This is a genomic window from Pseudomonas sp. NPDC089530 (assembly GCF_050280705.1).
Taxonomy (GTDB): domain Bacteria; phylum Pseudomonadota; class Gammaproteobacteria; order Pseudomonadales; family Pseudomonadaceae; genus Aquipseudomonas.
Genome location: NZ_JBNNVU010000049.1, coordinates 19114 through 40140 on the forward strand (window position 1 = coordinate 19114; position 21027 = coordinate 40140).

Sequence of the window (21027 nt, forward strand, 5' to 3'; positions counted from 1 at the left end):
TTTGCTTGAAACCGTTACATAAGACAGCGGTTCAGCGCTGGCTGAACGCCAGGTTCAGGCCCAGGGCGGCGAAGCTGGCGGCAAAGCTGCGGCGCAGCCAGTTCTGCACCCGGGGCGACTCGATCACCGCCCGGCGGAACAGGTTCGCCAACAGGCCGTAGAGCACGAACACGAAAAAGGTCATGGCCATGAACACGCCGCTCAGGCCGAGCATCTGCACCGCTGGCGACGGGCCGTCGGGCTGGATGAACTGCGGCAGGAAGGCCAGGAAGAAAATCGTCAGCTTGGGGTTGAGGATGTTCAGCAGGCAGGCCTTGAGCATCAGGCCGCCGGCGCTGGCGGCGGGGGCGCCGGTGTCCACGGCGAAGGCCGAACGGTCGCGCCAGGTGGCGTAGGCCAGGTACAGCAGGTAGGCGACCCCAGCGAACTTCAGGCCCTGGAAGGCCAGTGCGCTGGTGTGCAGCAGCGCCGACAGGCCCAGCACCGAGGCCAGCAGGTGCGGGACTATCCCGGCGGTGCAGCCGATGGCGGTGAACAGGCTGGCGCGCTGGCCGGCCACCAGGGCGGTGGAGAGGGTCAGGATCACGCCGCTGCCGGGGATCAGCACGACGATCAGCGAGGTCACGAGAAAATCCAGTGAGAGCATGGCGCAGGGAACTCCAGGGCAGGTGAAGAGGGCTCAGGTCTGGCTGAACACTTCCAGCAGGTGGCCGTCGGGGTCATCAAAATACACCCGGCGCCCGCCTTCATGGCGGTTGATTTCACCGGGCCGCTGCTTGCCCGGGTCGGCCCAGAACCCCAGGCCGCGCTGGCGGATGCGCTGCAGCACCGGCTCGAACTCCTCCGCGGCGACGCGAAAGGCATAGTGCTGGGAGGCGATGGGCGGATCGTTGTCGTAGTAGTCCAGGGACACGCCGTTATCCAGCTGTACCACCAGCATCGGGCCAAAGGGCAGCGGTGGCGGCAGATCGAGCAGTTGCACCAGGAAAGTCGCCGACTGCTGCTTGTCGCGGCACCAGACGATGGTGTGATCGAGTTGCACGCTCATGGTGGCCCTCCGGTTTTTTCTGTGGGCGATGAGGGTTCAGATTAGGTGAAATTCGCCGTGCTTCACGGGGAATGCTCAAATGGCCCGTCGCCCGGCACGGAACAGCGCGGCGCTGCGGGGGTCGATATCCGCGGCGCCGCCCTCGATACCCGGTGCGGGCCGTCTTCGGACTAACAGGAGTCACGTCTATCAAACCTCTGCATTCACTTCGCTGGGCCGGCGTCGCGGCCTTGCTGGCCCTGGCCGGATGCGCCGGCAAGGGCGGTTCGCAGGCCCCGGCGCCGAGCCCGGCCCAGGTCCAGGCCCAGGTGGTGCGCCTGCTGCCGGCCAAGGTCGCCGATCGCCAGGGCTGGGCCCGGGATATCCAGGTGGCCTTTACCGCCCAGGGTATCGAGGCGAGCCAGAGCAACCTCTGCGCGGTGCTGGCGGTGGCCGAGCAGGAGTCCACCTATCAGGTCGACCCGCCGGTGCCGGGGCTGGGCAAGATCGCCCGCGACGAAATCGACCGTCGCGCGGCCAAGGTCCACGTGCCGTCGATGCTGGTGAGCGCGGCCTTGCTGGTGCGCTCGCCCAATGGCAAGTCCTACAGCGAGCGCCTGGCGGGGGCGCGCACGGAGAAGGAACTGAGCACGATCTTCGACGACTTCATCGGTAGCGTGCCCATGGGCAAGAGCCTGTTCGGTGGTCTCAACCCGGTGCACACCGGCGGGCCGATGCAGGTCAGCATCGAGTTCGCCGAGCAGCAGGCGCGGCATTATCCCTACACGGTGGACGGCTCGATCCGGCGCGAGGTGTTCAGCCGGCGTGGCGGCCTGTATTTCGGCATCGCCCACTTGCTTGGCTATCCGGTGAATTACCCGCAGCCGCTGTACCGCTTCGCCGATTTCAACGCCGGCTGGTACGCCAGCCGCAATGCCGCGTTCCAGAACGCCCTGAGCGTGGCCTCGGGGATTTCCCTGGCGCTGGACGGCGACCTGATCCGCTACGGCTCGATCATGCCCGGCAGCACCGAGCTGGCGGTACGGGCCCTGGGCAAATCCCTGGACATGCGCAACCCGACCATTCGCGATCAGTTGGAGAAGGGCAACAGCCTCGAGTTCGAGGACACCCAGCTGTACCGGCGGGTGTTCGCCCTGGCTGAAAAGGCCGCGGGTAAGGCTCTGCCGCGGCAGGTCCTGCCGGGAATCGAGCTGAAGAGCCCGAAGATCACCCGCAAACTGACCACCGCCTGGTTCGCCAAACGGGTGGACGAGCGTTACCAGCGCTGTATGGCGAGGTAAGCGCAATGAAAAAAGCCCGGCTGACAAGGCCGGGCTTTTTTTCGAGTGCTGCGGACCGCGCGGTCATACGGCGCGACGCTCGACCAGGCGGTCGGAACCACCTTCGGCAACATGGCGTTCCATCAAGCGATCAGCGCCACCTTCGGCAACACGACGTTCCAGCAGGCGATCAGCGCCACCTTCGGCGACACGGCGCTCCATCAAGCGATCGGCGCCACTTTCGGCCACACGACGTTCCATCAAGCGATCGGAGCCACCTTCGGCTACACGACGTTCCATCAGGCGATCGGCACCACCTTCGGCAACACGGCGTTCCAGCAGGCGGTCGGCGCCACCTTCAGCCACACGACGTTCCAGCAAACGGTCGGAACCACCTTCAGCCACACGTTTTTCAATCAGGCGATCCGAGCCGCCTTCGGCGACGACCGGGTGGGACGAGGACGCGGCAAAAGCGTTGGCGGCAAGAACCGAGAAAGCGATGCTGAGAAGGACTTGGCGTTTCATGGCGGTGTGCTCCGGGGTACTGTTTGGTTGGTATGGAGCAGATGTTACGTGGCGGATTTTTTTTGAGAATTTCATTGAGTCGATGGTGACCATCGACGCCAATGATAGCGGCGCGAAGCCCTGGAATAGAGCCTTGGGGAGAGGAGGCCCGGTGCCTGGACGGCCTGCAGCCGATAAAAAAGCCCGGCGCATCGGCCGGGCTTTCCTGGTCGTTTCATCGCGCGGCACGGCTGCGCCGCATCACCTCAACGGCGACGCACGAACCGGCGCCACAGCCAGACCCAGATCATCACCAGCGGGAACGCGAGGATCAGGAACGGCAGCACATAACTGCCTTTCTCCAGGGCTTCGGCGGTGCCGTAGGCGAGGTTGTCCAGCAGGTTGTCGAAGGCCCGCCGCAGCGTCGAACCGCGCTGGCTGCTGTCGGTGGGGGCGAAGTTCAGGGTCAGGCGGTTGGTGTCGAGCCGGCGCTGGTGCCCGGCGGCGGCCTGGGCCAGGGCCTGCAGGTCGTTCTCGATGCTCGCCTGCTCCTTGCTCAGGGCGATCAGGTCGCTGACGGTGATGTCCTTGCGCGCGGCCAGTTGGTCCAGGCGTTGCTGCTGGGCCTTGAGCCGTTCCTGCTGGCGCTGCACGTCGGCCACGGCGTCGGCCAGGTCTTCGGCAGTGGTGATGCGTTCGCCGATTTCGGCGCCCTGGGCGGCCAGCGCCACTATCGGTTCGACGCCGTCGGGGACAATGCGCAGGACCACCTGCGCGTGGTACTCGCCCTGTTGCAGGCGCAGGATATTGCAGGCGCCGAACCGGGCGTTTTCGCAGGCTTCGCGGGTGGCGGCCAGGCGTGCCGCGATCTGCGCCGAAGGCAGCGACAGGCTCAGTTCATGCTCGTAGGCCAGCAGCGCCCCGGCCTTGCCCTGGGCGCCGCCGACCGCCACCGAGGACGAATAGTCGCTGGGGGAGCAGGCCGTCAGCAGGGTGGTGAGCAGGAGGCAGGCAAGGGTGCCTGGGCGATGGGTTTTGCGGTCCTGGCGGTACATGGTTTTTCCTTGATGTGGGCAGGCAGTGTTGTGTAACGGTGTCAGAGCAGGTCGAGCAGGCCTTGTGGATAGACCTTGAGGCGCTTGTCACGGATCGACTGCAGGCTGATCCAGCGCACCGCGAACCTGTGGCCGCTGGTTTCGACCCCCTCGAGTTCGGTCGCGGCATAGAAGCGCGGATCGGCAAACCGCGCTTCATGGATAAAGACGATTTCGTGGCCGGGCGTGCCGTCGAACACGAACAGATTCTCCAGCACGCCCAGCAGCTTGAGGTCCTGGACTTCGGCGCCGATTTCTTCCCGCACTTCGCGTTGGGCGGCGCTGGCGGATGTCTCGCCAAAGTCGATGCCGCCACCGACAGGCATCAGGTAGTGCTCGTTCTTGCCCGGGTCGAAACCTTCGGCAAGCAGCAGGTGTTCGCCTTGGCGAAAGACGCACACGGATTTGGCGCGGATGTTTTGCATGGCAGCTCGGTCCTTCTGAGTTGCGGGGTGATGGTGCGGTTTATCGCGACAGATTTGCCGCACTGATCTCGATAGCGGCGCGGCTGATTGTGGCTTACACCTTGAGCTCACCGCGTTTTGCGGCCGCCAATCATACAAGCAAGGGGGTGCCATGACTGATTTTCCATTGCCTGAAGGTTATGCCCCTCTGTCCCGCAGCAGCCCGCTGCTGGAACTGATCGGCCCGGTGTACGGTCGGGGCAGCGGCTTGCAGCTGGAGATCGGCCTGCGCGCCGACAGCCGTCACGCCAACGGTCGCGGCACCGTCCACGGCGGGATCCTCGCCACCCTGGCCGATATCGGCATGGGCTACGCCATGGCCCTGGCCAGCGATCCGCCGCTGCCGCTGATCACTGCCAGCATGCACCTGGATTACCTCGGCGCGGCGCGGGTGGGGGAGTGGATCGAAGTGCGCCTGGAACACGCCAAGCGCGGACGGCAACTGGCCTTCGCCACCGTGACCCTACAGGTCGGGGAGCGGGTGGTGGCCAGGGCCAACGGGGTGTTCGCGGTGCCGGGTGGTTGAGGGCGGGCAGCCCCCGCTCAATCCGCTGGCGCGACCAGCTGTTTCCATTCCAGGCCGAAGCGCGCCAGGTACTTGCGCAGGCGGTCGGCGTCGTTGGCCTGGGCCTTGGTCTGGCGGGAGACGCCGAACAGTTTGCGTCCGGCATCGGACAGGCTGTCGGCCTGGCGGCAGACCTCGATCACGGCCTGCAGTTGCAGGCGGTCGAACAGGTCGAGCTCGACTGCGTCGCCGAGCAGCGTGCCCAGCCGATCCTGCTCCTGGCTCGAGCCCCAGGCATAACGTAGGCGCTGGATTTCTTCCTCGACCTGGGCTTCGTCGATACGCCCGCTATCGGCCAGGGTGCCCATGCGGGTGATGGACGCCGACAGTTCGCGGAAGTTGCCCAGCCAGGCGGCCTCGCTGGAACTGGCGAAGGCCAGGTAGCGGCGCCGCGCCTCCAGGTTGAAGCGCACCAGTTGCCCTTGCTCCCGGGCATGGCGCTCCAGTTCGAAGTCGATGTTCGGCTCGATGTCTTCGCGCCGCCCGGCCAGCCCCGGCAGGTTGAAGGTCCAGAGGTTGATCCGCGCATACAGGTCCTCGCGGAACAGGCCCTCGGCGACCCGGCCGCGCAGGTCGCGGTGGGTGCCGGCGATGATCAGGAAGTCGCTGTCCACTTCCTGGTCCGAGCCCATGGGGAAGAAGCGTTTTTCTTCGATGGCCTTGAGCAGCATCGCCTGTTCGTCCAGGCCCAGTTCGCCGATCTCGTCGAGGAACAGCATGCCGCCGTGGGCCGCCCGCAGCAGGCCGTCCCGGGCGTTCTGGGCGCCGGTGAAGGCACCCTTGATATGGCCGAACAGCGCCGACATGGCGCCGTCGCCGCGCAGGGTGGCGCAGTTGACTTCGACGAAGCGCCCCTGGACCTGATGCCGGCCGCGCTTGAGTTCATAGATGCGTCGGGCCAGGAACGACTTGCCGGCGCCGGTGGGGCCGATCAGCAGCATCGGCGCCCTGGAACGCACGGCGACCCGCTCGATCTGTTCGATGGAGCGGTTGAACGCGGCGTTGCGAGTGGCGATCCCCGACTTGAGGAAGGCCAGGCCCTCCAGGCGCTTGTGGGCGAAACGCGAGGCGATGCGGTCGTAGCGCGACAGGTCGAGGTCGATCAGCGCGTGGGTGCCGGTGGCGTGTTCCTCCGGGGCGCGGCGCCGGGCCGGCGAGGTCTGGATCAGGCGCGCCGGGAGGTAGCGCGCTTCGGTCAGCAGGAACCAGCAGATCTGCGCCACGTGGGTGCCGGTGGTGATGTGCACCAGGTAATCCTCGCGTTCGGTGTCGAACGGGTAGGCGCTGGTGAAGTCGTGCAGGGCGGCGTACACCTCTTCGAAATCCCAGGGGTTCTTCAGGCCCATGGGGTGCAGGCGCACCTCGGTTTCGGGCGACACCTGGCGGATGTCGTTGGCCACCCGCTCGGCCAGGCTGACGTCCCGGGCGTCCAGGCCGTGGATCAGTTCCAGGCGCTGGATCAGCACATCCGGCTGCTGGCACAGGCCGACGCTGGGGCGCCAGTGACTCCAGCGGTTGGCGCCCTTGCCGACGCGATCGAGGGTGGAGCCGACAAAACCTATGGCGACCGTGGGTTTGTTCGTCATGTTTATACCAGTAGATAAAAAGCGATAAGCAAAGATATAAAATTATCGAGGGGCTTGTCCTGGAAAGTCGCTCACAAATCTTTGATAAAAAATAAAATCCTTAAAAATCAAATAGTTAAAAAATAATTTTCCAAGAAAAACAAAACTGGCACAGCGGCTGCTATATCTCTGGCAACGAACGAGACAACAGAGCGAGACGCCAAAATGGCCAACTTCCAGCTGTTCAACACCCGCCAGGCACAAGCGCCAGCCAGCAACACCCTGAACGCTTCCCAGGCCCCGGCCTATGCCTACAACGCCAAGCACCGCCTGGCCCAGCTGGCGGTGACCGGTTGCCTGAACTCGACCTTCTACGCCTCGCCCGAAGGCCAGCTGGAAGCGGTGCTGCAGTTGGTCAGCGAGCTGGACAGCCGCTTCGTCGCCCAGGCCGCGCGCTACGCTCGGCAACAGGGCCATATGAAAGACATGCCGGCCTTGTTGCTGGCGGCGCTGACGGCGCAGCGTTCGGTCCTGGTGCCGGAGCTGTTCGCCCAGGTGGTGGACAACGGCAAGATGCTGCGCAACTTCGTGCAGATCCTGCGCAGCGGCGTGACCGGGCGTAAATCCCTGGGCTCGCAGCCCAAGCGCCTGGTGCAGAACTGGTTGAACAGCGCCACCGAGCGTCAGCTGTTGCAGGCCTCGGTGGGTAACCAGCCGTCGCTGGCGGATGTGGTGAAGATGGTGCACCCCAAGCCGAACGAGGCCTGGCGCGAAGCCTTCTTCGCCTGGTTGATCGGCAAGCCGGCGGATGCGCAGGCGCTGCCTGAGCTGACCCGCGCTTTGCTGGCCTTTCGCAGCGGCGCGACCACGCAGGTGCCCCAGGTGCCGTTCCAGTTGCTCGGCAACGAAACCCTGAGCCGCGAGCAATGGGCGGAGCAGGCGCGCAACATGGGCTGGCAGGGGCTGCGCATGAACCTCAACACCCTGGCCCGCCACGGCGCGTTCCAGGTGCCGGGTTGCACCGAGTATGTGGCGGCGCGACTGGCGGATGCCGCCGAAGTGGCCAAGGCCCGGGTCTACCCGTACCAGCTGCTGGCGGCCTACCGCATGGCCGGTGACGAAGTGCCGCAGGCGGTGCGCGAGGCGTTGCAGGATGCCCTGGAGCTGTCCCTGGCCAATGTGCCGGCGCTGTCGGGGAACGTGGTGGTGTGCCCGGATGTCTCGGGGTCGATGCACAGCCCGGTCACCGGCTATCGCCAGGGCGCGACCACGGCGGTACGTTGTATCGATGTGGCGGCGCTGGTGGCGGCAGCCGTGTTGCGCAAGCAGCCGGCGGCGCGGGTCATGCCCTTCGAGGTCGGGGTGGTGGATATCCGCCTCAACCCTCGGGACAGCGTGATGAGCAACGCACAGAAACTGGCGGCTATCGGCGGTGGCGGGACCAACTGCTCGGCGCCCCTGGCACAGCTGGCCAACGCCAAGTGCAAGGTGGACACCCTGATCCTGGTCTCGGACAACGAGTCGTGGATCGATGCGCGGCGCCATGGGGCGACCGAAACCCTGCGCCAGTGGGAGCGGATCAGGGCCATCAACCTGCAGGCGCGGCTGGTGTGCATCGATATGCAGCCCGGGGCGACCACCCAGGCGCCGGACCGCGAGGACATCCTCAACGTCGGCGGCTTCAGTGACGCGGTGTTCGACGTGATCCAGCAGTTCACCGCGGGCAACTACGGCGCGCAGCACTGGGTCGAGGCGATCGAGGCGATGGCGCCCTGATCGGCAGGACATGAGATAAACCGTGCGCCGCTCACCCGGCGCACGCCGAAGATTTTCGTTCATTGGCCCCGAATGCCGCCGTGACTACATTCCAAGACGTCTCGGCAGTCTTGTCAGGGCCTGTGAAGGCACGAATGCCAGTGGCTGTACATCCTGGTCATGCCGGTTCGAGTCCGGCTATCAGTCACTTCTTTTGTCGTGCCACCTATTTTGCGTTTTCGCGACGAATGCGGGTGAAACTACATCCAAGGTTCGAGGTGCGGGTTCGAGTCCCGCCGGTGCCCGAAAAAGGCGCCGTGGTTCAACGGTCAGAGCACGAGTGCATTGTTTCACCGACCCTTGTCGTCGCACGTTTTACCCCGCTCAGGCGGGATGGCAGCGAATGCCACAGGTACTACAGGGTGTCGCGGGTTCGAGCCCCGCCAGCCGCAAGGCTGTAGCTCAGTCGGTAGAGCGAATGTGCCTGTTCCCTTGTCGCTGCCCGCAGGCCCGGCCTGCATCGATTGACCCGGCGAATGCCGGTGGAACTACAGGACAGCGTGGTCGCGGGTTCGATTCCCGCCAACCGCAAGGGGCTAGCTCAGTGGCAGAGCGCGCTGCATGTTCCGCCTTCGCTTGTCGCCGTTTTACGCCGGACCGCCGGCCACCGAACAAGGCCGAATCAGCGGCCACAGAAAGAAGAGTCAAGAACATGGAAACCAAGACCTACCAACTGCTGGAAGTCGCCAACGGCAAGCCGATCAAGATGTGGACCCAGGGCGTGCCTGTGGAAAACGAAGCTCGCCAGCAACTGATGAACACCGCGAAGATGCCGTTCATCTTCAAGCACCTGGCGGTGATGCCCGATGTGCACCTGGGCAAGGGGTCGACCATCGGCAGCGTGATCCCCACGGTGGGCGCGATCATCCCGGCGGCGGTCGGGGTGGATATCGGTTGCGGCATGATCGCCGCCCGCACCTCGCTGACGGCGGCGGACCTGCCGGATAACCTGCACGGTCTGCGCAGCGCCATTGAAAGCGCCGTGCCCCATGGACGTACCTCGACCCGCGGCCGTCGCGACCAGGGGGCCTGGGACGATATTCCCCAGCAGGCCGATCGCGCCTGGGCAGCGCTTGACCCGCGTTTCAAACTGATCACCGACAAGTACCCGTCGCTGCTCAAGACCAACAATCGTCAGCACCTGGGCACCCTGGGTTCCGGCAACCACTTCATCGAGGTCTGCCTGGATGAAGCCAACCGGGTCTGGTTCATGCTGCACAGCGGTTCGCGCGGGGTCGGCAACGCGATTGGCAACCTGTTTATCCAGATGGCCCAGGCAGATATGCGTCAGCACATCGCCGATCTGCCGCACCGGGATCTGGCGTATTTCAAAGAGGGCAGCCGGCACTTCGACGATTATGTGGAAGCCGTGGGCTGGGCCCAGGATTTCGCCCGGCAGAACCGTGAACTGATGATGCAGGCGGTGATCCAGGCCACCCGCCAGGTGATCCGCAAACCCTTCGAGGTGGCGCTGGAGGCGGTGAACTGCCACCACAACTACGTGCAGAAGGAGCGTCACTTCGGCGAAGAGGTGCTGGTGACCCGCAAGGGCGCGGTGTCGGCGCAAAAGGGCGAGCTGGGGATCATCCCGGGGTCGATGGGGGCCAAGAGCTTCATCGTCCGCGGCCTGGGTAACGAGGAGGCGTTCTGCTCCTGCAGCCATGGGGCCGGGCGCACCATGAGCCGCACCAAGGCCAAGAACACCTTCACCCTGGCCGACCAGATCCGCGCCACCGCCCATGTGGAATGCCGCAAGGACACAGCTGTGATCGATGAAATCCCGATGGCCTACAAGGACATCGACCAAGTGATGCACGCCCAGCGCGAGCTGGTGGAAGTGCTGCACACCCTGCGTCAGGTGGTGTGCGTAAAGGGGTAGAGAAATGTACGACATGGAAGCGTTGATAGCGGTCCGGCCCAGCTGGCATTACCAGTTGAACGACTATGAAGCCAATTGGGTGCGGGGCGTGATGGAACGCCTGGACGCTCACAGCGCATGGCTGGAGCTGAGCCGTTTCGGCAATGGTTTTGTGCGGCAGGCGGCGGTGCGCGGCCTGGCTGCACAGCCTTCGGCAGAAGCGCTGGCCGCTTTGCTGGAGCGCCTCAACGATTGGGTGCCCCAGGTTCGCCAGGAGGCGGCCGCGGCGGTCGAGGCTTATTGGGCGCCGGAGTACGCCGGGCTGCTGTTGCAGACCCTGGCGCCGCTGCTGGCCCTGGCGGGCAAGCAGCGGGCCGACCACGGCGCGATCCTGGAACGGGCAACCGCAGTGTTGCAACTGACCCAGGTGCGTGACGAGGTGCAAGGGGGCTTTGGCGATTGCCGGGGCAAGGCCGCGCGCTTTGTCTTCGAGCTGTTGCTCAAGGGCGTCGAGGACCGGCCGGCGCTGCTGGCCATGGCTTTGCGGCACCCCGAGGTCAGCGTGCGGCAAATGGCGGTGGATGCCTGTGCTGAGTTGCCCGCCGGGCAGGCGGTGCCTTTGCTGGAAGAGGTGATGCGCACTGGTGGCGCCAGTGTGCGGGTCAAGGCTCTGCGCTTGTTGCTGCCTTTGCTGGCCGACCCTCGGGAGTACCTGCGCCAGGCCTTGCTCGATCCTTCGGGCGCCTTGCGCTGCCTGGCCCACTGGGCCGCGCCGCGTCATGGGCTGGACCCGCGAGAAGTGCTGCTGGCCCGGTTGCAGCAGCCGGCCCCGGGCAACAAGCGCCAGTGGCTGGGCCTGCTGGGGCTGGTCAAGGAACTGCAGGAGCCGCAGGCCGACGCGATGGTGCGACAGGCCCTGGCTTCGCCGGCACTGACAGTACGCCTGCTGGCCCTGCAGACCCTGGGCGAGCGAGGCATGCCCGAGCAGTTGGCGGCCCTGGACGATTCTTCGGACAAGGTTTTCAACTGTGCCCTGAATCTGCTGCACAAGCAGCCCTGGGCGGTGCTCGACGAGGCCGTGGAGCCGCACCTCGATCTGCGCTGGCATGAGCTGCCCGAGGCACGGCGCTGGGCCTTGCTAGGGCTCAAGCCGGCCTGGCGCCAAGTGGAGTACTTGCTGTGCCGCCTGGACCAGGCGGGTGGCGAGGCCACCTATTGGCGCGATGCCCTGGCCCGTTGGTGCGATGCCCGCTATGCAATGTTCGGCCCGGTGCCCCCCAAGCCTTTGCGAGAGCGGCTGGTGCAGCGGTTACGAACCATGGAGGAGGTCGGAGAACTGCCGCCGGGGTCGGTCAAGCGCCTGCTGTGAACAAGGTTGCAGGTGGGCGATCAGGCAAACGTTGTGGGTGGCGGCGACCACCGATTGAAAAGGACAAGGAACAATGGAACACGATGAACGTCACCCGCTGAGCAGCGCCATGCGCGAACGGGTACTGGCCGAGCTGGCGCGGATCGAGCGCGAGCGCAATGTGCGGGTGCTGTATGCCTGCGAATCCGGCAGTCGGGCCTGGGGTTTTGCCTCCACCGACAGCGATTACGACGTGCGGTTCGTCTATGTGGAAAAGCCCGAGTGGTTCGTCCAGGTGGACACCGGGCGGGATGTGATCGAGCGGCCCCTGGACGATGAGCTGGACGTCAGCGGCTGGGAATTGCGCAAGACCCTCGGCCTGTTGCGCAAGTCCAACCCGACCCTGCTGGAGTGGTTGGATTCGCCCCTGGTGTATCGCAGCGAGCCGGCGGCCACCGCGCGTCTGCGGGAGCTGGCCGAGGCCTTCTACAGCCCGCCGGCGGCGCGCAATCATTATCTGTCGATGGCCCGGAAGAATTTTCGCGGTTACCTGCAAGGCGACAGCGTGCGGTTCAAGAAGTACTTCTACGTGCTCCGGCCGTTGCTGGCGGTGCGCTGGATCGATCAGGGGCGCGGCCGGCCGCCGATGACTTTCGCGGAGCTGCTGACCACCGTCGACCATCGGCCGCTGCTGGACGAAGTGGATGAGTTGCTCGCCTTGAAGCGCAGCGCCGACGAGTCCGCCTACGGGCCGCGGCGAGCGGCGCTGCATGCCTTCATCGCCGCCGAACTGGAACGCCCGGTGCCGAAGCTGTCGCGCACCCATCAAGACAATGCGTGGCTGGACGCTTATTTGCGAGAAACCGTCCGGCACTACGCCTGAGGAAAATCATGAAACAGGATGTCATCGAACTGGACGGCGCCATCGGCGGCGGCCAGGTACTGCGCAGTGCCCTGAGCTTGTCGATGCTCACCGGCAAGACCCTGCGTATTCACAACATACGGGCCCGGCGCGCGCGCCCGGGGCTGCTGCGCCAACACCTGACCGCGGTGCAGGCGGCCGCGCAGATCAGCGGGGCCAGGGTCCTGGGTGCCGAGCTGGGCTCCCGGGCGCTGACCTTCGAGCCGGGGCCGATTCGCGGCGGTGACTACCGCTTCGCCATCGGCACCGCCGGCAGTTGCACCCTGGTGTTGCAGACCCTGCTGCCGGCCTTGCTCCAGGCGCCGGAGCCGAGCCGCGTGAGCATCAGCGGCGGCACCCACAACCCCCTGGCGCCGCCGGTGGATTTCCTCCAGCAGGCCTGGCTGCCGCAACTGCGGCGCATGGGCGGGCAGGTGGAATTGCAACTGCTGCGCCACGGTTTCGTTCCCGCTGGCGGCGGCGAGCTGGAGGCGTTTGTTCAGCCTTCGACCCTGCAGCCCCTGCACCTGGAACAGCGCGGCGCATTGCTCGGGCGCCGGGCCTGGGCCCTGAGCGCCGGCCTGCCGGCGCATGTGGCGGAGCGGGAGTTGCGCCGGGTCGGTCACCGCCTGGACCTGCCTTGGGAGCACCTGAGCCCGGTGCAACTGGATGAACGACAGGGCCCGGGCAATGTGCTGTTGCTGGCGTTCGCCTTCGAGCACCTGACCGAGCTGTTCAGCGGTTTCGGCCAGAGCAGCCTGCGGGCGGAAAGCGTGGCCGACCGCGCCATCGATCAGGCCCTTGACTGGCTGGATTCCGGCGCCGCGGTGGCGGAGCACCTGGCCGATCAATTGCTGCTGCCCATGGCCCTGGCCGGCGGCGGCAGCTTCACCACCCCACGCATGAGCGAACACCTGCAGAGCAATATCCGGGTGATCGAGGCGTTTTTGCCGGTGCGTATCGACTGTTCGACGAGCGCTCACGGGGGGCTGCGCGTCGAGGTCCAACCTCAGCGTCATTGAACGGAGTGTCTGCGCTGGCGGACCACTGAAGAGAGTATTCGATGAATTTCACTGAAGTCTTTTTGCAGAAGAAAATGCGCCTGACCGAACAGCTGTTGCAGGGGTTCGATATCGCCAATGATCTGGTGGTTTACCGTCAGGAAACCACGATCAAGGACGGGGTGTCGCACAGCCGTTTCGATGCCATCAGCTATCACCCCTCACTGGTCCGCAAGTCTCTGGACAGCCATGAGCATCTGTCGATGTTCCCCGTGGTCTTCGACTACCTGGACCTGATGGTCGACCAGAAGTACGGGACAAGCGATAAGTTGTTTCATGAAAAACTGAGTATTTTCCGCCGCAAGAACCGGCAGCCCGATCCGTTGCTCCGGCATATCGAGATCATGGTGTTCGGCTACGCGATCACGGTCCGCAACAAGCTGGTCCATCACAAGACCCGGTTCTCTGCCTGCGGCAAGTTCTTGCAGGTGAAAGCCGGGATGCGGCTGGAGATCGAGCGCTTCGGGCTGCTCAATCGACTGATCTATTTCCTGGTGCGCCGCATGCAGGCTCCCGAGCTGCTGAACCTTTATCGGCGGGCGCTGCTGGTGAGTGCTTATCGTGCAGTGTTCGGGCACCTGGATCGCCAGCTCGATAGATTGCTCGCCAGCGGCCCACGGTTACCGGCGATGAATATCAAGCGGCCCCGTTATCTGTTCGATATGGCTCAAGAGAACATTGCCGAGGATGTGGTGATGTTCGATAAGTTGGCCCTGTTCCCGGACCCTACCGGTTATCCCGACCACGACGCTTTCCTCAAGGCGCATCCGGACCCCGACCGCAAGATCCTGTATGGCAATTACACCTATCGCCTAAGCTACCGGGGGGCTGTGCTGCGGGTTCCGGCCGAGGCGATCAATCAACATCCGACCTACCGTCTCGCGGACTTCCAGCACTGGAAGGAACAACCTGTGTAGCCCGCCAGTGGCGAGATCCAGTCAACCGAGGGAGTGGTCATGTATCAACTTTATGGCTCGCAAGGCGGCGGTTCGGCCATCGTCGAGATCGCCCTGGCGTGCTGCCAGGTGCCGTACCGCATCATCGAAGCCGCGTCCTGGGCGCCGTCGTCCGGGACTGACGAACTGGAGCGGCTCAACCCGCTGAAACAGATCCCGACCCTGCAACTGCCGGACGGCAGCGTGCTCACCGAAAGCGCGGCGATCCTGATCGAGCTGGGCTTGCGTTATCCGGGCTCCGGGTTGCTGCCGGAGAATGAGGGCGCCCGGGCGCAGGCCATTCGCGGGTTGGTGTATATCGCCGCCAACTGCTACTCGGCGATTGGCGTGATCGATTACCCGGAGCGCTGGTTGCACGGCGCCGATGAACCGTTGAAGGCGCGGGTGCGGGATACAGCACGGGAGCGCCTGCATCGCAGTTGGGAGATCTTCGCCGATCAGTTCTCGGCGCAGCTGGGGGCGAGCAGTCCGACCCTGGCGGCCCTGGATGTTCACGCGGCGGTGGTGTCACGTTGGGCGGGCAGTCGCGAGCATCTGCGCCGCGAACGCCCCGACTGCTGCGCGCTGCTGGAGCGTATCGACCGCCATCCGCGGGTGGCACCGGTGCTGGCGCGGCACTGGCCGGGCTGAGCGCGGCCAGCAAAAGCCTTAGATGCCAGGGGCCAAGGCTTTTATACTTGCCGGCTTTCTTTCCCAACGCGCATTTTCATGCCCACTTCTCAATGCTCATTTCTCAAGAGGAACGCCCCTTGGCCAACGAACCGGATCAGGATTTCTACAACCGCGCCGACGCCATCATCGAACTGGCCAACGCCCATATCGGCGACAGCAGCCGCGGCAAGGCCAGCGCTTCGCTGATGTACGCCAACTCGCGTTTCGCCGCCTGGGTCAGCGCCTGTGGCTGCCGCGACGCCGCGGAGCTGGCGGCCAACAAGCAGCAGGCGCTGGACTACTTCGTCGAAGAGTTCCGCCTGATGCTGGAAGAGAACCTGACCGACTACATCGAGAACTTTGGCGTGTACATGACGCGCCAGGACAGCTGAAAAACATCGCGGGCAAGCTCCGCTCCTACAGAAGAAGACTGTGAGCTTCTGTAGGAGCGGAGCTTGCCCGCGATAGCGTCAGTGACGTCGCCGCCCAAAAAGCGGACTTACAACCCCATCTCCAACTCCAGCAGATCCGCCAGCGGCTGGCGGCGGCGGATCAGTTTCACCTGGCCGTCCTCGAACAGCACCTCAGGCAGCAGCGGCCGGCTGTTGTAGTTGGAGGACATGCTGGCGCCATAGGCGCCGGTGTCGTGGATCACCAGCAGGTCGCCGACCCGGGCCTGGGGCAGCAGTTGCGGGGTCAGGCTGTCGTCGTCCTGGGTGAAGATATCGCCGGACTCGCACAGCGGGCCGCCGACCACCGTGGGCCGGCGTTCGCGCTGCACCGCCTGGCCGTTGGCGTCGATCAGGCTCATGGCGTGGTAGGCGCCGTACATGGCCGGGCGCATCAGGTCGTTGAAGCCAGTGTCCGCCAGCACGAAGTGATGGTTGCCGGCGTCTTTCACCACCCGCACTTCGCTGACCAGGCAGCCGGCCTCGGCCACCAGGAAGCGCCCGGGCTCGATTTCCATGCGCACGCCGTGGCCGAGCCAGGCTTCGATTTCCTCCCGGGCCTGGCGCCAGGCATTGGCGTAACGGCGTACGTCCACCGGCTCGTCGCCGGCGCGGTAGGGCGTGGACAGCCCGCCGCCGATGGAGAAGGCCTCGATGTCGTGGTCCAGGGATTTGACCGCCGCCACCATCGCCGCGCCGACCTGCTCCAGGTGCCCGTAGTCCACGCCGGAACCGATGTGCATGTGCAGGCCCACCAGCTTCAGGCCGTACTGACGGATCACCGCCAGGGCTTCATCGACCTGCTCGTGCCAGATGCCGTGCTTGCTGTTTTCGCCGCCGGTGTTGGTCTTGCGGCTGTGGCCGTGGCCGAAGCCCGGGTTGATCCGCAGCCAGACGCGATGGCCCGGGGACTTCTCGCCGAGCTGGCGCAGCATGTCGATGGAGCCGGCGTTGACCTCGATGTTCAGCTCCACCACCCGTTGCAGGGTGGCGCTGTCGAACAGATCGCAGGTGAAGACGATGCCGGCCGGCTCGCCCGCCGGGCTGAAGCCGGCCAGCAGCGCGCGTTCGATTTCCCCCAGGGACACCGCGTCCACCCGCACTCCGGCTTCACGGATCAGGCGCAGCACCTGCAGGTTGGAGCAGGCTTTCTGCGCGTAGCGCACCACGTCGAAGGCCTTCAGTTGCTGGATGCGCACCTTGATGGTCCGCGCGTCGTAGCACCACAGCGGGGTGCCGTACTGGCGGGCGGCGGCGGTCAGTTGCTCGGGGGAAAAGGGAATGGCCATGGCGATCATCTATGGGCGGGGAAAGAAGCCTGCATGATGCCGAGGGCTATGTATTCAATAAAATATCTATTCTTTGTATCTCGATTCAGTTCTGATATGGGTCGTTTTAGGCAAAAGGAGCCTGGCAGTGGACATTTCCCTGCGGCATATCGAGGTGTTTCGCGCCATCATGCAGGCCGGCAGCGTTACCGGCGCGGCGCGCCTGCTGTTCACCTCGCAACCCACGGTCAGCCGCGAACTGGCGCGGCTGGAGAGCCTGTCCGGGCTGAGCCTGTTCGACCGCGAAGGCGGGCGCCTGCTGCCGACCGCCCAGGCGATGCTGCTGCTCGAAGAGGTGGAACGCGCCTATGTCGGCCTGGAGCGGATCAACAGCGTGGCGCAGTCGATCCGCCGCTTCGAGCACGGCCAGTTGAGCCTGACCTGCTTGCCGCTGTTCTCCCAGACCCTGCTGCCGCGGGTGTGCAAGCACTTCCAACAGCAACACGCCGGCATCGGCCTGAGTATCACCGCCCAGGAATCGCCGCTGCTGGAGGAGTCCCTCAGCGCCCAGCGCCATGACCTGGGCCTCACCGAAAGCGAACACCTGCCACGGGGTACCCAGGGCGAGCTGCTGTTCAGCGCCGACATGGTGTGCATCCTGCCGGAAGGGCATCCGCTGCTGGCCAAGCCGCTGCTGCACAGCGAGGACTTTCGCGGGGTGGATTTCATCAACCTGTCGGGCCTGGACATCTATCGGCAGACCCTCGACGAGCATTTTCGCCAGGCCGGCGTCGACCGCCGGGTGGTGGTCGAGACCACCAACGCCGCTTCGGTGTGCGCCATGGTGCGCCAGCAGTTGGGAGTGGCCATCATCAACCCGCTGAGCGCCATGGAGGAGGCGGGCAGGGGCCTGGCGATCCGCCCGCTGCAACTGTCGGTGCCGTACCGGGTGATGCTGATCCGCCCTGATTACCGGCCTTCGTCGATATTCGTCGAGGCCTTCTGCGCGTCCCTGAAACAGGAGGCCTCGGTGCTGGCCGCCGCCCTCGAGCGCCAACTGCGGCGGCCGTGACGCTGGGCAGAGGCGCTGCCGGGCGCCTAGGCTTGGAACGACCGGGATCCTGTGTACCGCGTGAGGAATATCTGTCATGGCGGAACCTGCCATTCGCGACACTTCGAGGCCCCTGAGCCGTGGCATTCCCCGCACCGTCTGGGCGCTGGGGTTCGTCAGCCTGTTCATGGACCTGTCCTCCGAGCTGGTCCACAGCCTGTTGCCGGTCTACATGGTCGGCACGCTGGGGATCAGCATGCTGATGATCGGCATCATCGAGGGTGTGGCGGAGGCCACGGCGTTGATGGTGAAAGTCTTTTCCGGCGCCATCAGCGACTTTATCGGCCGGCGCAAGGGCCTGTTGCTGCTGGGGTACGGCCTGGCGGCGCTGACCAAGCCGCTGTTCCCCCTGGCGACCTCGGCGGACCTGGTGTTCGGCGCGCGCCTGCTGGACCGCATCGGCAAGGGCATTCGCGGCGCCCCCCGGGATGCCCTGGTGGCGGATGTGGCCCCGCCGGAAATCCGCGGCGCCTGCTTCGGCCTGCGCCAGTCGATGGACACCGTGGGGGCGTTTTTCGGGCCGATTCTGGCCATCGGCCTGATGCTGGCGCTGGCCAACGATATTTCCCAGGTGTTGTGGCTGGCGGTGATCCCTGCGGCGATCGCCGTGGCCCTGTTGGCCTTCGGTATTCGCGAACCCGAGCATGCAGCCCGCGCGGGGGGCTTTCGCTCGCCGCTGAACTGGGCGGCGCTGCGGCGATTTTCCCGGGCCTACTGGTGGGTGGCGGGCATCGGCGCGGCGTTCACCCTGGCCCGTTTCAGCGAGGCCTTCCTGGTGCTGCGGGCCCAGCAGCTGGGGTTCTCCGCCACCTGGGTGCCGCTGGTGATGGTGGTCATGGCCGGGTTCTACATGGTCTCGGCCTATCCGGTCGGCAAATGGTCGGACCGCATCAGCCGTAGCGCCTTGCTCGGCGTCGGCCTGGTGTTGCTGATCCTCGCCGACCTGGTGCTGGCCCAGGCCGAGTCGGCGCCCATGGTGCTGCTCGGCGTCGCCCTGTGGGGCCTGCACATGGGCTTCAGCCAGGGCATCCTCGCCACCCTGGTGGCCGACACCACCCCCGCCGACCTCAAGGGTACGGCGTTCGGTGTGTTCAACCTGCTGAGCGGGGTGGCCCTGCTGCTGGCCAGCGTGATCGCCGGCTGGCTGTGGCAGGCCCATGGCGCGGCGCTGGCGTTCTACGCCGGGGCGGGGTTTGCCGTGCTGTCGTTGCTGTTGCTGGCAGGCCAGCCCAAGGCGGCGTGAAAGGCGTTCTTTAGCCAGCCCCACCGGGTGGCGCGGCCGACAGGGTCCAGACCATCGAGGTCAGGATGCCCAGGTCGAGCAACTGGGCTTCGGAGCGCAGGACCTTGCGCAAGGTGGGGTAGTCGGCCTGGGTCCCCTTGAAGCTGGATCTTTCCAGCACATGGATGTGTTTGGTCACCGCAGTGACCGCCAGGCTGGCCAGCTGTTTCTCGGTGGCGGGTTCCGGGATGCCCAACTCCTTCAAGCGGTTCTGGAAGGCGCCCACGATTTCTTTTTCGCTGTCGTCCTTGGGCTGATAGGCGATTTTCTGCTCGGAGGCTTTTTCGCTGACCCGCTTGAACAGGGCGACCGACTCGTTGAAGTGTTGCAGGGCCGCGGCCTTGGCTTCGGTGGCGTGGGTGACGTCCTTCTGCTCCAGGAACATCAGCATTTCGTGAAAATTCTGAAAGCCCCGCTGCAGCTCGGTGCCGGCGCTGGCCGAGAGCTTGTCGAGGGCCTGGCGGTCCGTGTTGAAGGAGGGGCCGGCCACCGCCTGGAGGCCGACCAGGCCCGCCAGGCACAGCACCACGCCTGTGCGGAACAGGGATTGGATCAGGCGCATGTTCTGCTCCTCGTCATCGGGTTGATGAACACCACGATCCTGGCCGCGCCCAGGCCACAGCCCACGCACCGCACAGGGCTGTTTCAGCCGTGAATCAATGGGCGGTCAGGGTTGAAAAAAACAGGGGCTCGCCAGCCGTATGAGTTGAATGTAGCTGACGGAGAGGGGGCTGCCAGCGGCGGCTGTCCGGCGGTTGCCGGGCCTGGAACGAGCCCGGCGCACGAGGCCGTGCGCCGGGTGTGTTGCCGACTGGCCGCCGGATGTCGTGGGTCCGGTGGCCGGTCGGGGAACGCGGGTAGGCGTGTCTGTAGGGGGTTAGCGCTCGATCGCCAGGGCCACGCCTTGGCCGCCACCGATGCACAGGGTAGCCAGGCCTTTTTTGGCGTCGCGCTTGAGCATTTCGTGGAGCAGGGTCACCAGCACCCGGCAGCCCGAGGCGCCGATCGGGTGGCCGAGGGCGATGGCGCCGCCGTTGACGTTGACCTTGCTGGCGTCCCAACCCAGCTCCTGGCCCACCGACAGCGCCTGGGCGGCGAAGGCTTCGTTGGCTTCGATCAGGTCCAGCTGCTCCAGGGACCAGCCGGCCTTGTCCAGGCAGCGGCGGGTGGCGGAGACCGGGCCGATGCCCATGATCGCCGGGTCGACCCCGGCGTTGGCGTAGGCGGCGATCTTCGCCAGTACCGGCAGGTCCAGGGCACGGGCTTTCGCGGCGCTCATCAGCAGCACCGCGGCGGCGCCGTCGTTCAGCGACGAGGCGTTGCCGGCGGTGACCGTGCCGTCCTTCTTGAACGCCGGCTTGAGCTTGCCCAGGGACTCGGCGGTGGTGCCGGCGCGGGGCTGCTCGTCGGTGGCGAAGGCCACGGGCTCGCCCTTGCGCTGGGGAATCAGGATCGGGGTGATCTCATCCACGAAGCGCCCGCCCTCGATGGCGGCCACGGCCTTCTGCTGCGAGGCGGCGGCGAAGGCGTCCTGGGCTTCGCGGCTGATGGCGTATTTGTCCACCAGGTTCTCGGCGGTGATGCCCATGTGGTAGTCGTTGAACGCGTCCCACAGGCCGTCGCTGATCATGGTGTCGATCATCGGGCTGTGGCCCATGCGCAGGCCGGTGCGGGCACCGGGCAGCACGTAGTTGGCCAGGCTCATGTTCTCCTGGCCGCCGGCGATGATCACTTCGGCATCGCCGCAGCGGATGGCCTGGGCGCCCAGGTGCAGGGCCTTGAGGCCGGAGCCGCAGACCTTGTTCAGGGTCAGGGCCGGCACGGCGTG

Annotated in this window: 21 protein-coding genes and 1 tRNA gene; 13 read left to right on the top strand and 9 right to left on the bottom strand. The window is 65.6% G+C overall.

Going from position 1 to position 21027, the window contains the following annotated elements:
- Positions 1 to 31 precede the first annotated feature (31 nt).
- Complete coding sequence (locus ACQKQA_RS18640) at positions 32 to 646, bottom strand: LysE family translocator (RefSeq protein ID WP_427560636.1); 615 nt, start codon at positions 644 to 646, stop codon at positions 32 to 34.
- Between the two features lie 33 nt (positions 647 to 679).
- Entirely contained in the window at positions 680 to 1048 is a 369-nt protein-coding gene (locus ACQKQA_RS18645; RefSeq protein ID WP_427560639.1) for a VOC family protein, read from the bottom strand.
- A 197-nt stretch (positions 1049 to 1245) separates the two neighbouring features.
- On the opposite strand from ACQKQA_RS18645, the gene ACQKQA_RS18650 reads away from it, so the two are divergent.
- Positions 1246 to 2328: a DUF1615 domain-containing protein gene (locus tag ACQKQA_RS18650; protein ID WP_427560690.1), complete on the top strand. Its 1083-nt coding sequence runs from the start codon at positions 1246 to 1248 to the stop codon at positions 2326 to 2328.
- 63 nt (positions 2329 to 2391) lie between these two features.
- Here ACQKQA_RS18650 and ACQKQA_RS18655 read toward each other — a convergent pair whose 3' ends face one another.
- From ACQKQA_RS18655 to ACQKQA_RS18665, 3 genes are all read right to left on the bottom strand, one after another.
- A complete protein-coding gene (locus tag ACQKQA_RS18655) occupies positions 2392 to 2832 on the bottom strand; it encodes a phage infection protein (RefSeq protein ID WP_427560642.1) in 441 nt (146 codons plus the stop codon).
- Between the two features lie 245 nt (positions 2833 to 3077).
- A complete protein-coding gene (locus tag ACQKQA_RS18660) occupies positions 3078 to 3866 on the bottom strand; it encodes a DUF4349 domain-containing protein (protein ID WP_427560645.1) in 789 nt (262 codons plus the stop codon).
- 41 nt (positions 3867 to 3907) lie between these two features.
- A complete protein-coding gene (locus ACQKQA_RS18665) occupies positions 3908 to 4330 on the bottom strand; it encodes an NUDIX hydrolase (protein WP_427560648.1) in 423 nt (140 codons plus the stop codon).
- Between the two features lie 151 nt (positions 4331 to 4481).
- Here ACQKQA_RS18665 and ACQKQA_RS18670 point away from each other — a divergent pair, with 151 nt between their 5' ends.
- Positions 4482 to 4895, top strand: a complete 414-nt coding sequence (locus ACQKQA_RS18670) for a PaaI family thioesterase (protein ID WP_427560651.1) — start codon at positions 4482 to 4484, stop codon at positions 4893 to 4895.
- Between the two features lie 17 nt (positions 4896 to 4912).
- Here ACQKQA_RS18670 and rtcR read toward each other — a convergent pair whose 3' ends face one another.
- Positions 4913 to 6520, bottom strand: coding sequence for an RNA repair transcriptional activator RtcR (gene rtcR / locus ACQKQA_RS18675; RefSeq protein WP_427560654.1), 1608 nt, complete (start codon positions 6518 to 6520; stop codon positions 4913 to 4915).
- A gap of 204 nt (positions 6521 to 6724) precedes the next feature.
- Here rtcR and ACQKQA_RS18680 point away from each other — a divergent pair, with 204 nt between their 5' ends.
- The 9 genes from ACQKQA_RS18680 (at position 6725) to ACQKQA_RS18720 (ending at position 15481) form a co-directional block, all read left to right on the top strand.
- Positions 6725 to 8275, top strand: a complete 1551-nt coding sequence (locus tag ACQKQA_RS18680) for an RNA-binding protein (protein WP_427560656.1) — start codon at positions 6725 to 6727, stop codon at positions 8273 to 8275.
- A gap of 430 nt (positions 8276 to 8705) precedes the next feature.
- Positions 8706 to 8842 (top strand) — tRNA-OTHER (locus ACQKQA_RS18685).
- A gap of 124 nt (positions 8843 to 8966) precedes the next feature.
- The gene (locus ACQKQA_RS18690; RefSeq protein WP_427560658.1) at positions 8967 to 10193 is read left to right on the top strand and encodes an RtcB family protein; all 1227 of its coding nucleotides are present in this window, start codon (positions 8967 to 8969) and stop codon (positions 10191 to 10193) included.
- Positions 10194 to 10197: 4 nt separating this feature from the next.
- Complete coding sequence (locus ACQKQA_RS18695) at positions 10198 to 11541, top strand: PBS lyase (RefSeq protein ID WP_427560660.1); 1344 nt, start codon at positions 10198 to 10200, stop codon at positions 11539 to 11541.
- A gap of 73 nt (positions 11542 to 11614) precedes the next feature.
- Positions 11615 to 12403 carry a nucleotidyltransferase domain-containing protein gene (locus tag ACQKQA_RS18700; protein WP_427560663.1) on the top strand — a complete coding sequence of 263 codons (789 nt, stop codon included), beginning with the start codon at positions 11615 to 11617 and terminating at the stop codon, positions 12401 to 12403.
- Between the two features lie 8 nt (positions 12404 to 12411).
- Complete coding sequence (gene rtcA / locus ACQKQA_RS18705) at positions 12412 to 13443, top strand: RNA 3'-terminal phosphate cyclase (protein ID WP_427560666.1); 1032 nt, start codon at positions 12412 to 12414, stop codon at positions 13441 to 13443.
- Positions 13444 to 13517: 74 nt separating this feature from the next.
- Positions 13518 to 14399 carry a hypothetical protein gene (locus tag ACQKQA_RS18710; RefSeq protein WP_427560668.1) on the top strand — a complete coding sequence of 294 codons (882 nt, stop codon included), beginning with the start codon at positions 13518 to 13520 and terminating at the stop codon, positions 14397 to 14399.
- A 39-nt stretch (positions 14400 to 14438) separates the two neighbouring features.
- Entirely contained in the window at positions 14439 to 15068 is a 630-nt protein-coding gene (locus ACQKQA_RS18715; protein WP_427560671.1) for a glutathione S-transferase family protein, read from the top strand.
- A gap of 119 nt (positions 15069 to 15187) precedes the next feature.
- A complete protein-coding gene (locus tag ACQKQA_RS18720; protein WP_427560674.1) occupies positions 15188 to 15481 on the top strand; it encodes a DUF3144 domain-containing protein in 294 nt (97 codons plus the stop codon).
- A 107-nt stretch (positions 15482 to 15588) separates the two neighbouring features.
- Here ACQKQA_RS18720 and lysA read toward each other — a convergent pair whose 3' ends face one another.
- Positions 15589 to 16827 (bottom strand): diaminopimelate decarboxylase, encoded by a 1239-nt coding sequence (lysA, locus tag ACQKQA_RS18725; RefSeq protein ID WP_427560677.1) that lies wholly within the window; start codon positions 16825 to 16827, stop codon positions 15589 to 15591.
- Positions 16828 to 16954: 127 nt separating this feature from the next.
- Between lysA and ACQKQA_RS18730 the strand changes: the two genes are divergently transcribed.
- Positions 16955 to 17878: a LysR family transcriptional regulator gene (locus tag ACQKQA_RS18730; RefSeq protein ID WP_427560680.1), complete on the top strand. Its 924-nt coding sequence runs from the start codon at positions 16955 to 16957 to the stop codon at positions 17876 to 17878.
- A 76-nt stretch (positions 17879 to 17954) separates the two neighbouring features.
- Entirely contained in the window at positions 17955 to 19160 is a 1206-nt protein-coding gene (locus ACQKQA_RS18735; protein WP_427560682.1) for an MFS transporter, read from the top strand.
- 10 nt (positions 19161 to 19170) lie between these two features.
- On the opposite strand, the gene ACQKQA_RS18740 is transcribed toward ACQKQA_RS18735, so the two are convergent.
- Positions 19171 to 19761 (bottom strand): hypothetical protein, encoded by a 591-nt coding sequence (locus tag ACQKQA_RS18740; protein ID WP_427560685.1) that lies wholly within the window; start codon positions 19759 to 19761, stop codon positions 19171 to 19173.
- 315 nt (positions 19762 to 20076) lie between these two features.
- A partial coding sequence (locus ACQKQA_RS18745) for an acetyl-CoA C-acyltransferase (protein WP_427560687.1) occupies positions 20077 to 21027 on the bottom strand: 951 nt, incomplete at its 5' end.

Excerpts from the sequence above, each read along its gene's own strand:
- ACQKQA_RS18740 (WP_427560685.1), bottom strand. The coding sequence starts at position 19,761 with ATGCGCCTGATCCAATCCCTGTTCCGCACAGGCGTGGTGCTGTGCCTG.
- ACQKQA_RS18670 (WP_427560651.1), top strand. The coding sequence starts at position 4,482 with ATGACTGATTTTCCATTGCCTGAAGGTTATGCCCCTCTGTCCCGCAGC.
- ACQKQA_RS18655 (WP_427560642.1), bottom strand. The coding sequence starts at position 2,832 with ATGAAACGCCAAGTCCTTCTCAGCATCGCTTTCTCGGTTCTTGCCGCC.
- ACQKQA_RS18645 (WP_427560639.1), bottom strand. The coding sequence starts at position 1,048 with ATGAGCGTGCAACTCGATCACACCATCGTCTGGTGCCGCGACAAGCAG.
- ACQKQA_RS18680 (WP_427560656.1), top strand. The coding sequence starts at position 6,725 with ATGGCCAACTTCCAGCTGTTCAACACCCGCCAGGCACAAGCGCCAGCC.
- rtcA (WP_427560666.1), top strand. The coding sequence starts at position 12,412 with ATGAAACAGGATGTCATCGAACTGGACGGCGCCATCGGCGGCGGCCAG.
- ACQKQA_RS18700 (WP_427560663.1), top strand. The coding sequence starts at position 11,615 with ATGGAACACGATGAACGTCACCCGCTGAGCAGCGCCATGCGCGAACGG.
- ACQKQA_RS18660 (WP_427560645.1), bottom strand. The coding sequence starts at position 3,866 with ATGTACCGCCAGGACCGCAAAACCCATCGCCCAGGCACCCTTGCCTGC.
- lysA (WP_427560677.1), bottom strand. The coding sequence starts at position 16,827 with ATGGCCATTCCCTTTTCCCCCGAGCAACTGACCGCCGCCGCCCGCCAG.
- ACQKQA_RS18640 (WP_427560636.1), bottom strand. The coding sequence starts at position 646 with ATGCTCTCACTGGATTTTCTCGTGACCTCGCTGATCGTCGTGCTGATC.
- ACQKQA_RS18735 (WP_427560682.1), top strand. The coding sequence starts at position 17,955 with ATGGCGGAACCTGCCATTCGCGACACTTCGAGGCCCCTGAGCCGTGGC.
- ACQKQA_RS18665 (WP_427560648.1), bottom strand. The coding sequence starts at position 4,330 with ATGCAAAACATCCGCGCCAAATCCGTGTGCGTCTTTCGCCAAGGCGAA.
- ACQKQA_RS18710 (WP_427560668.1), top strand. The coding sequence starts at position 13,518 with ATGCGCCTGACCGAACAGCTGTTGCAGGGGTTCGATATCGCCAATGAT.
- ACQKQA_RS18690 (WP_427560658.1), top strand. The coding sequence starts at position 8,967 with ATGGAAACCAAGACCTACCAACTGCTGGAAGTCGCCAACGGCAAGCCG.
- rtcR (WP_427560654.1), bottom strand. The coding sequence starts at position 6,520 with ATGACGAACAAACCCACGGTCGCCATAGGTTTTGTCGGCTCCACCCTC.
- ACQKQA_RS18715 (WP_427560671.1), top strand. The coding sequence starts at position 14,439 with ATGTATCAACTTTATGGCTCGCAAGGCGGCGGTTCGGCCATCGTCGAG.
- ACQKQA_RS18695 (WP_427560660.1), top strand. The coding sequence starts at position 10,198 with ATGTACGACATGGAAGCGTTGATAGCGGTCCGGCCCAGCTGGCATTAC.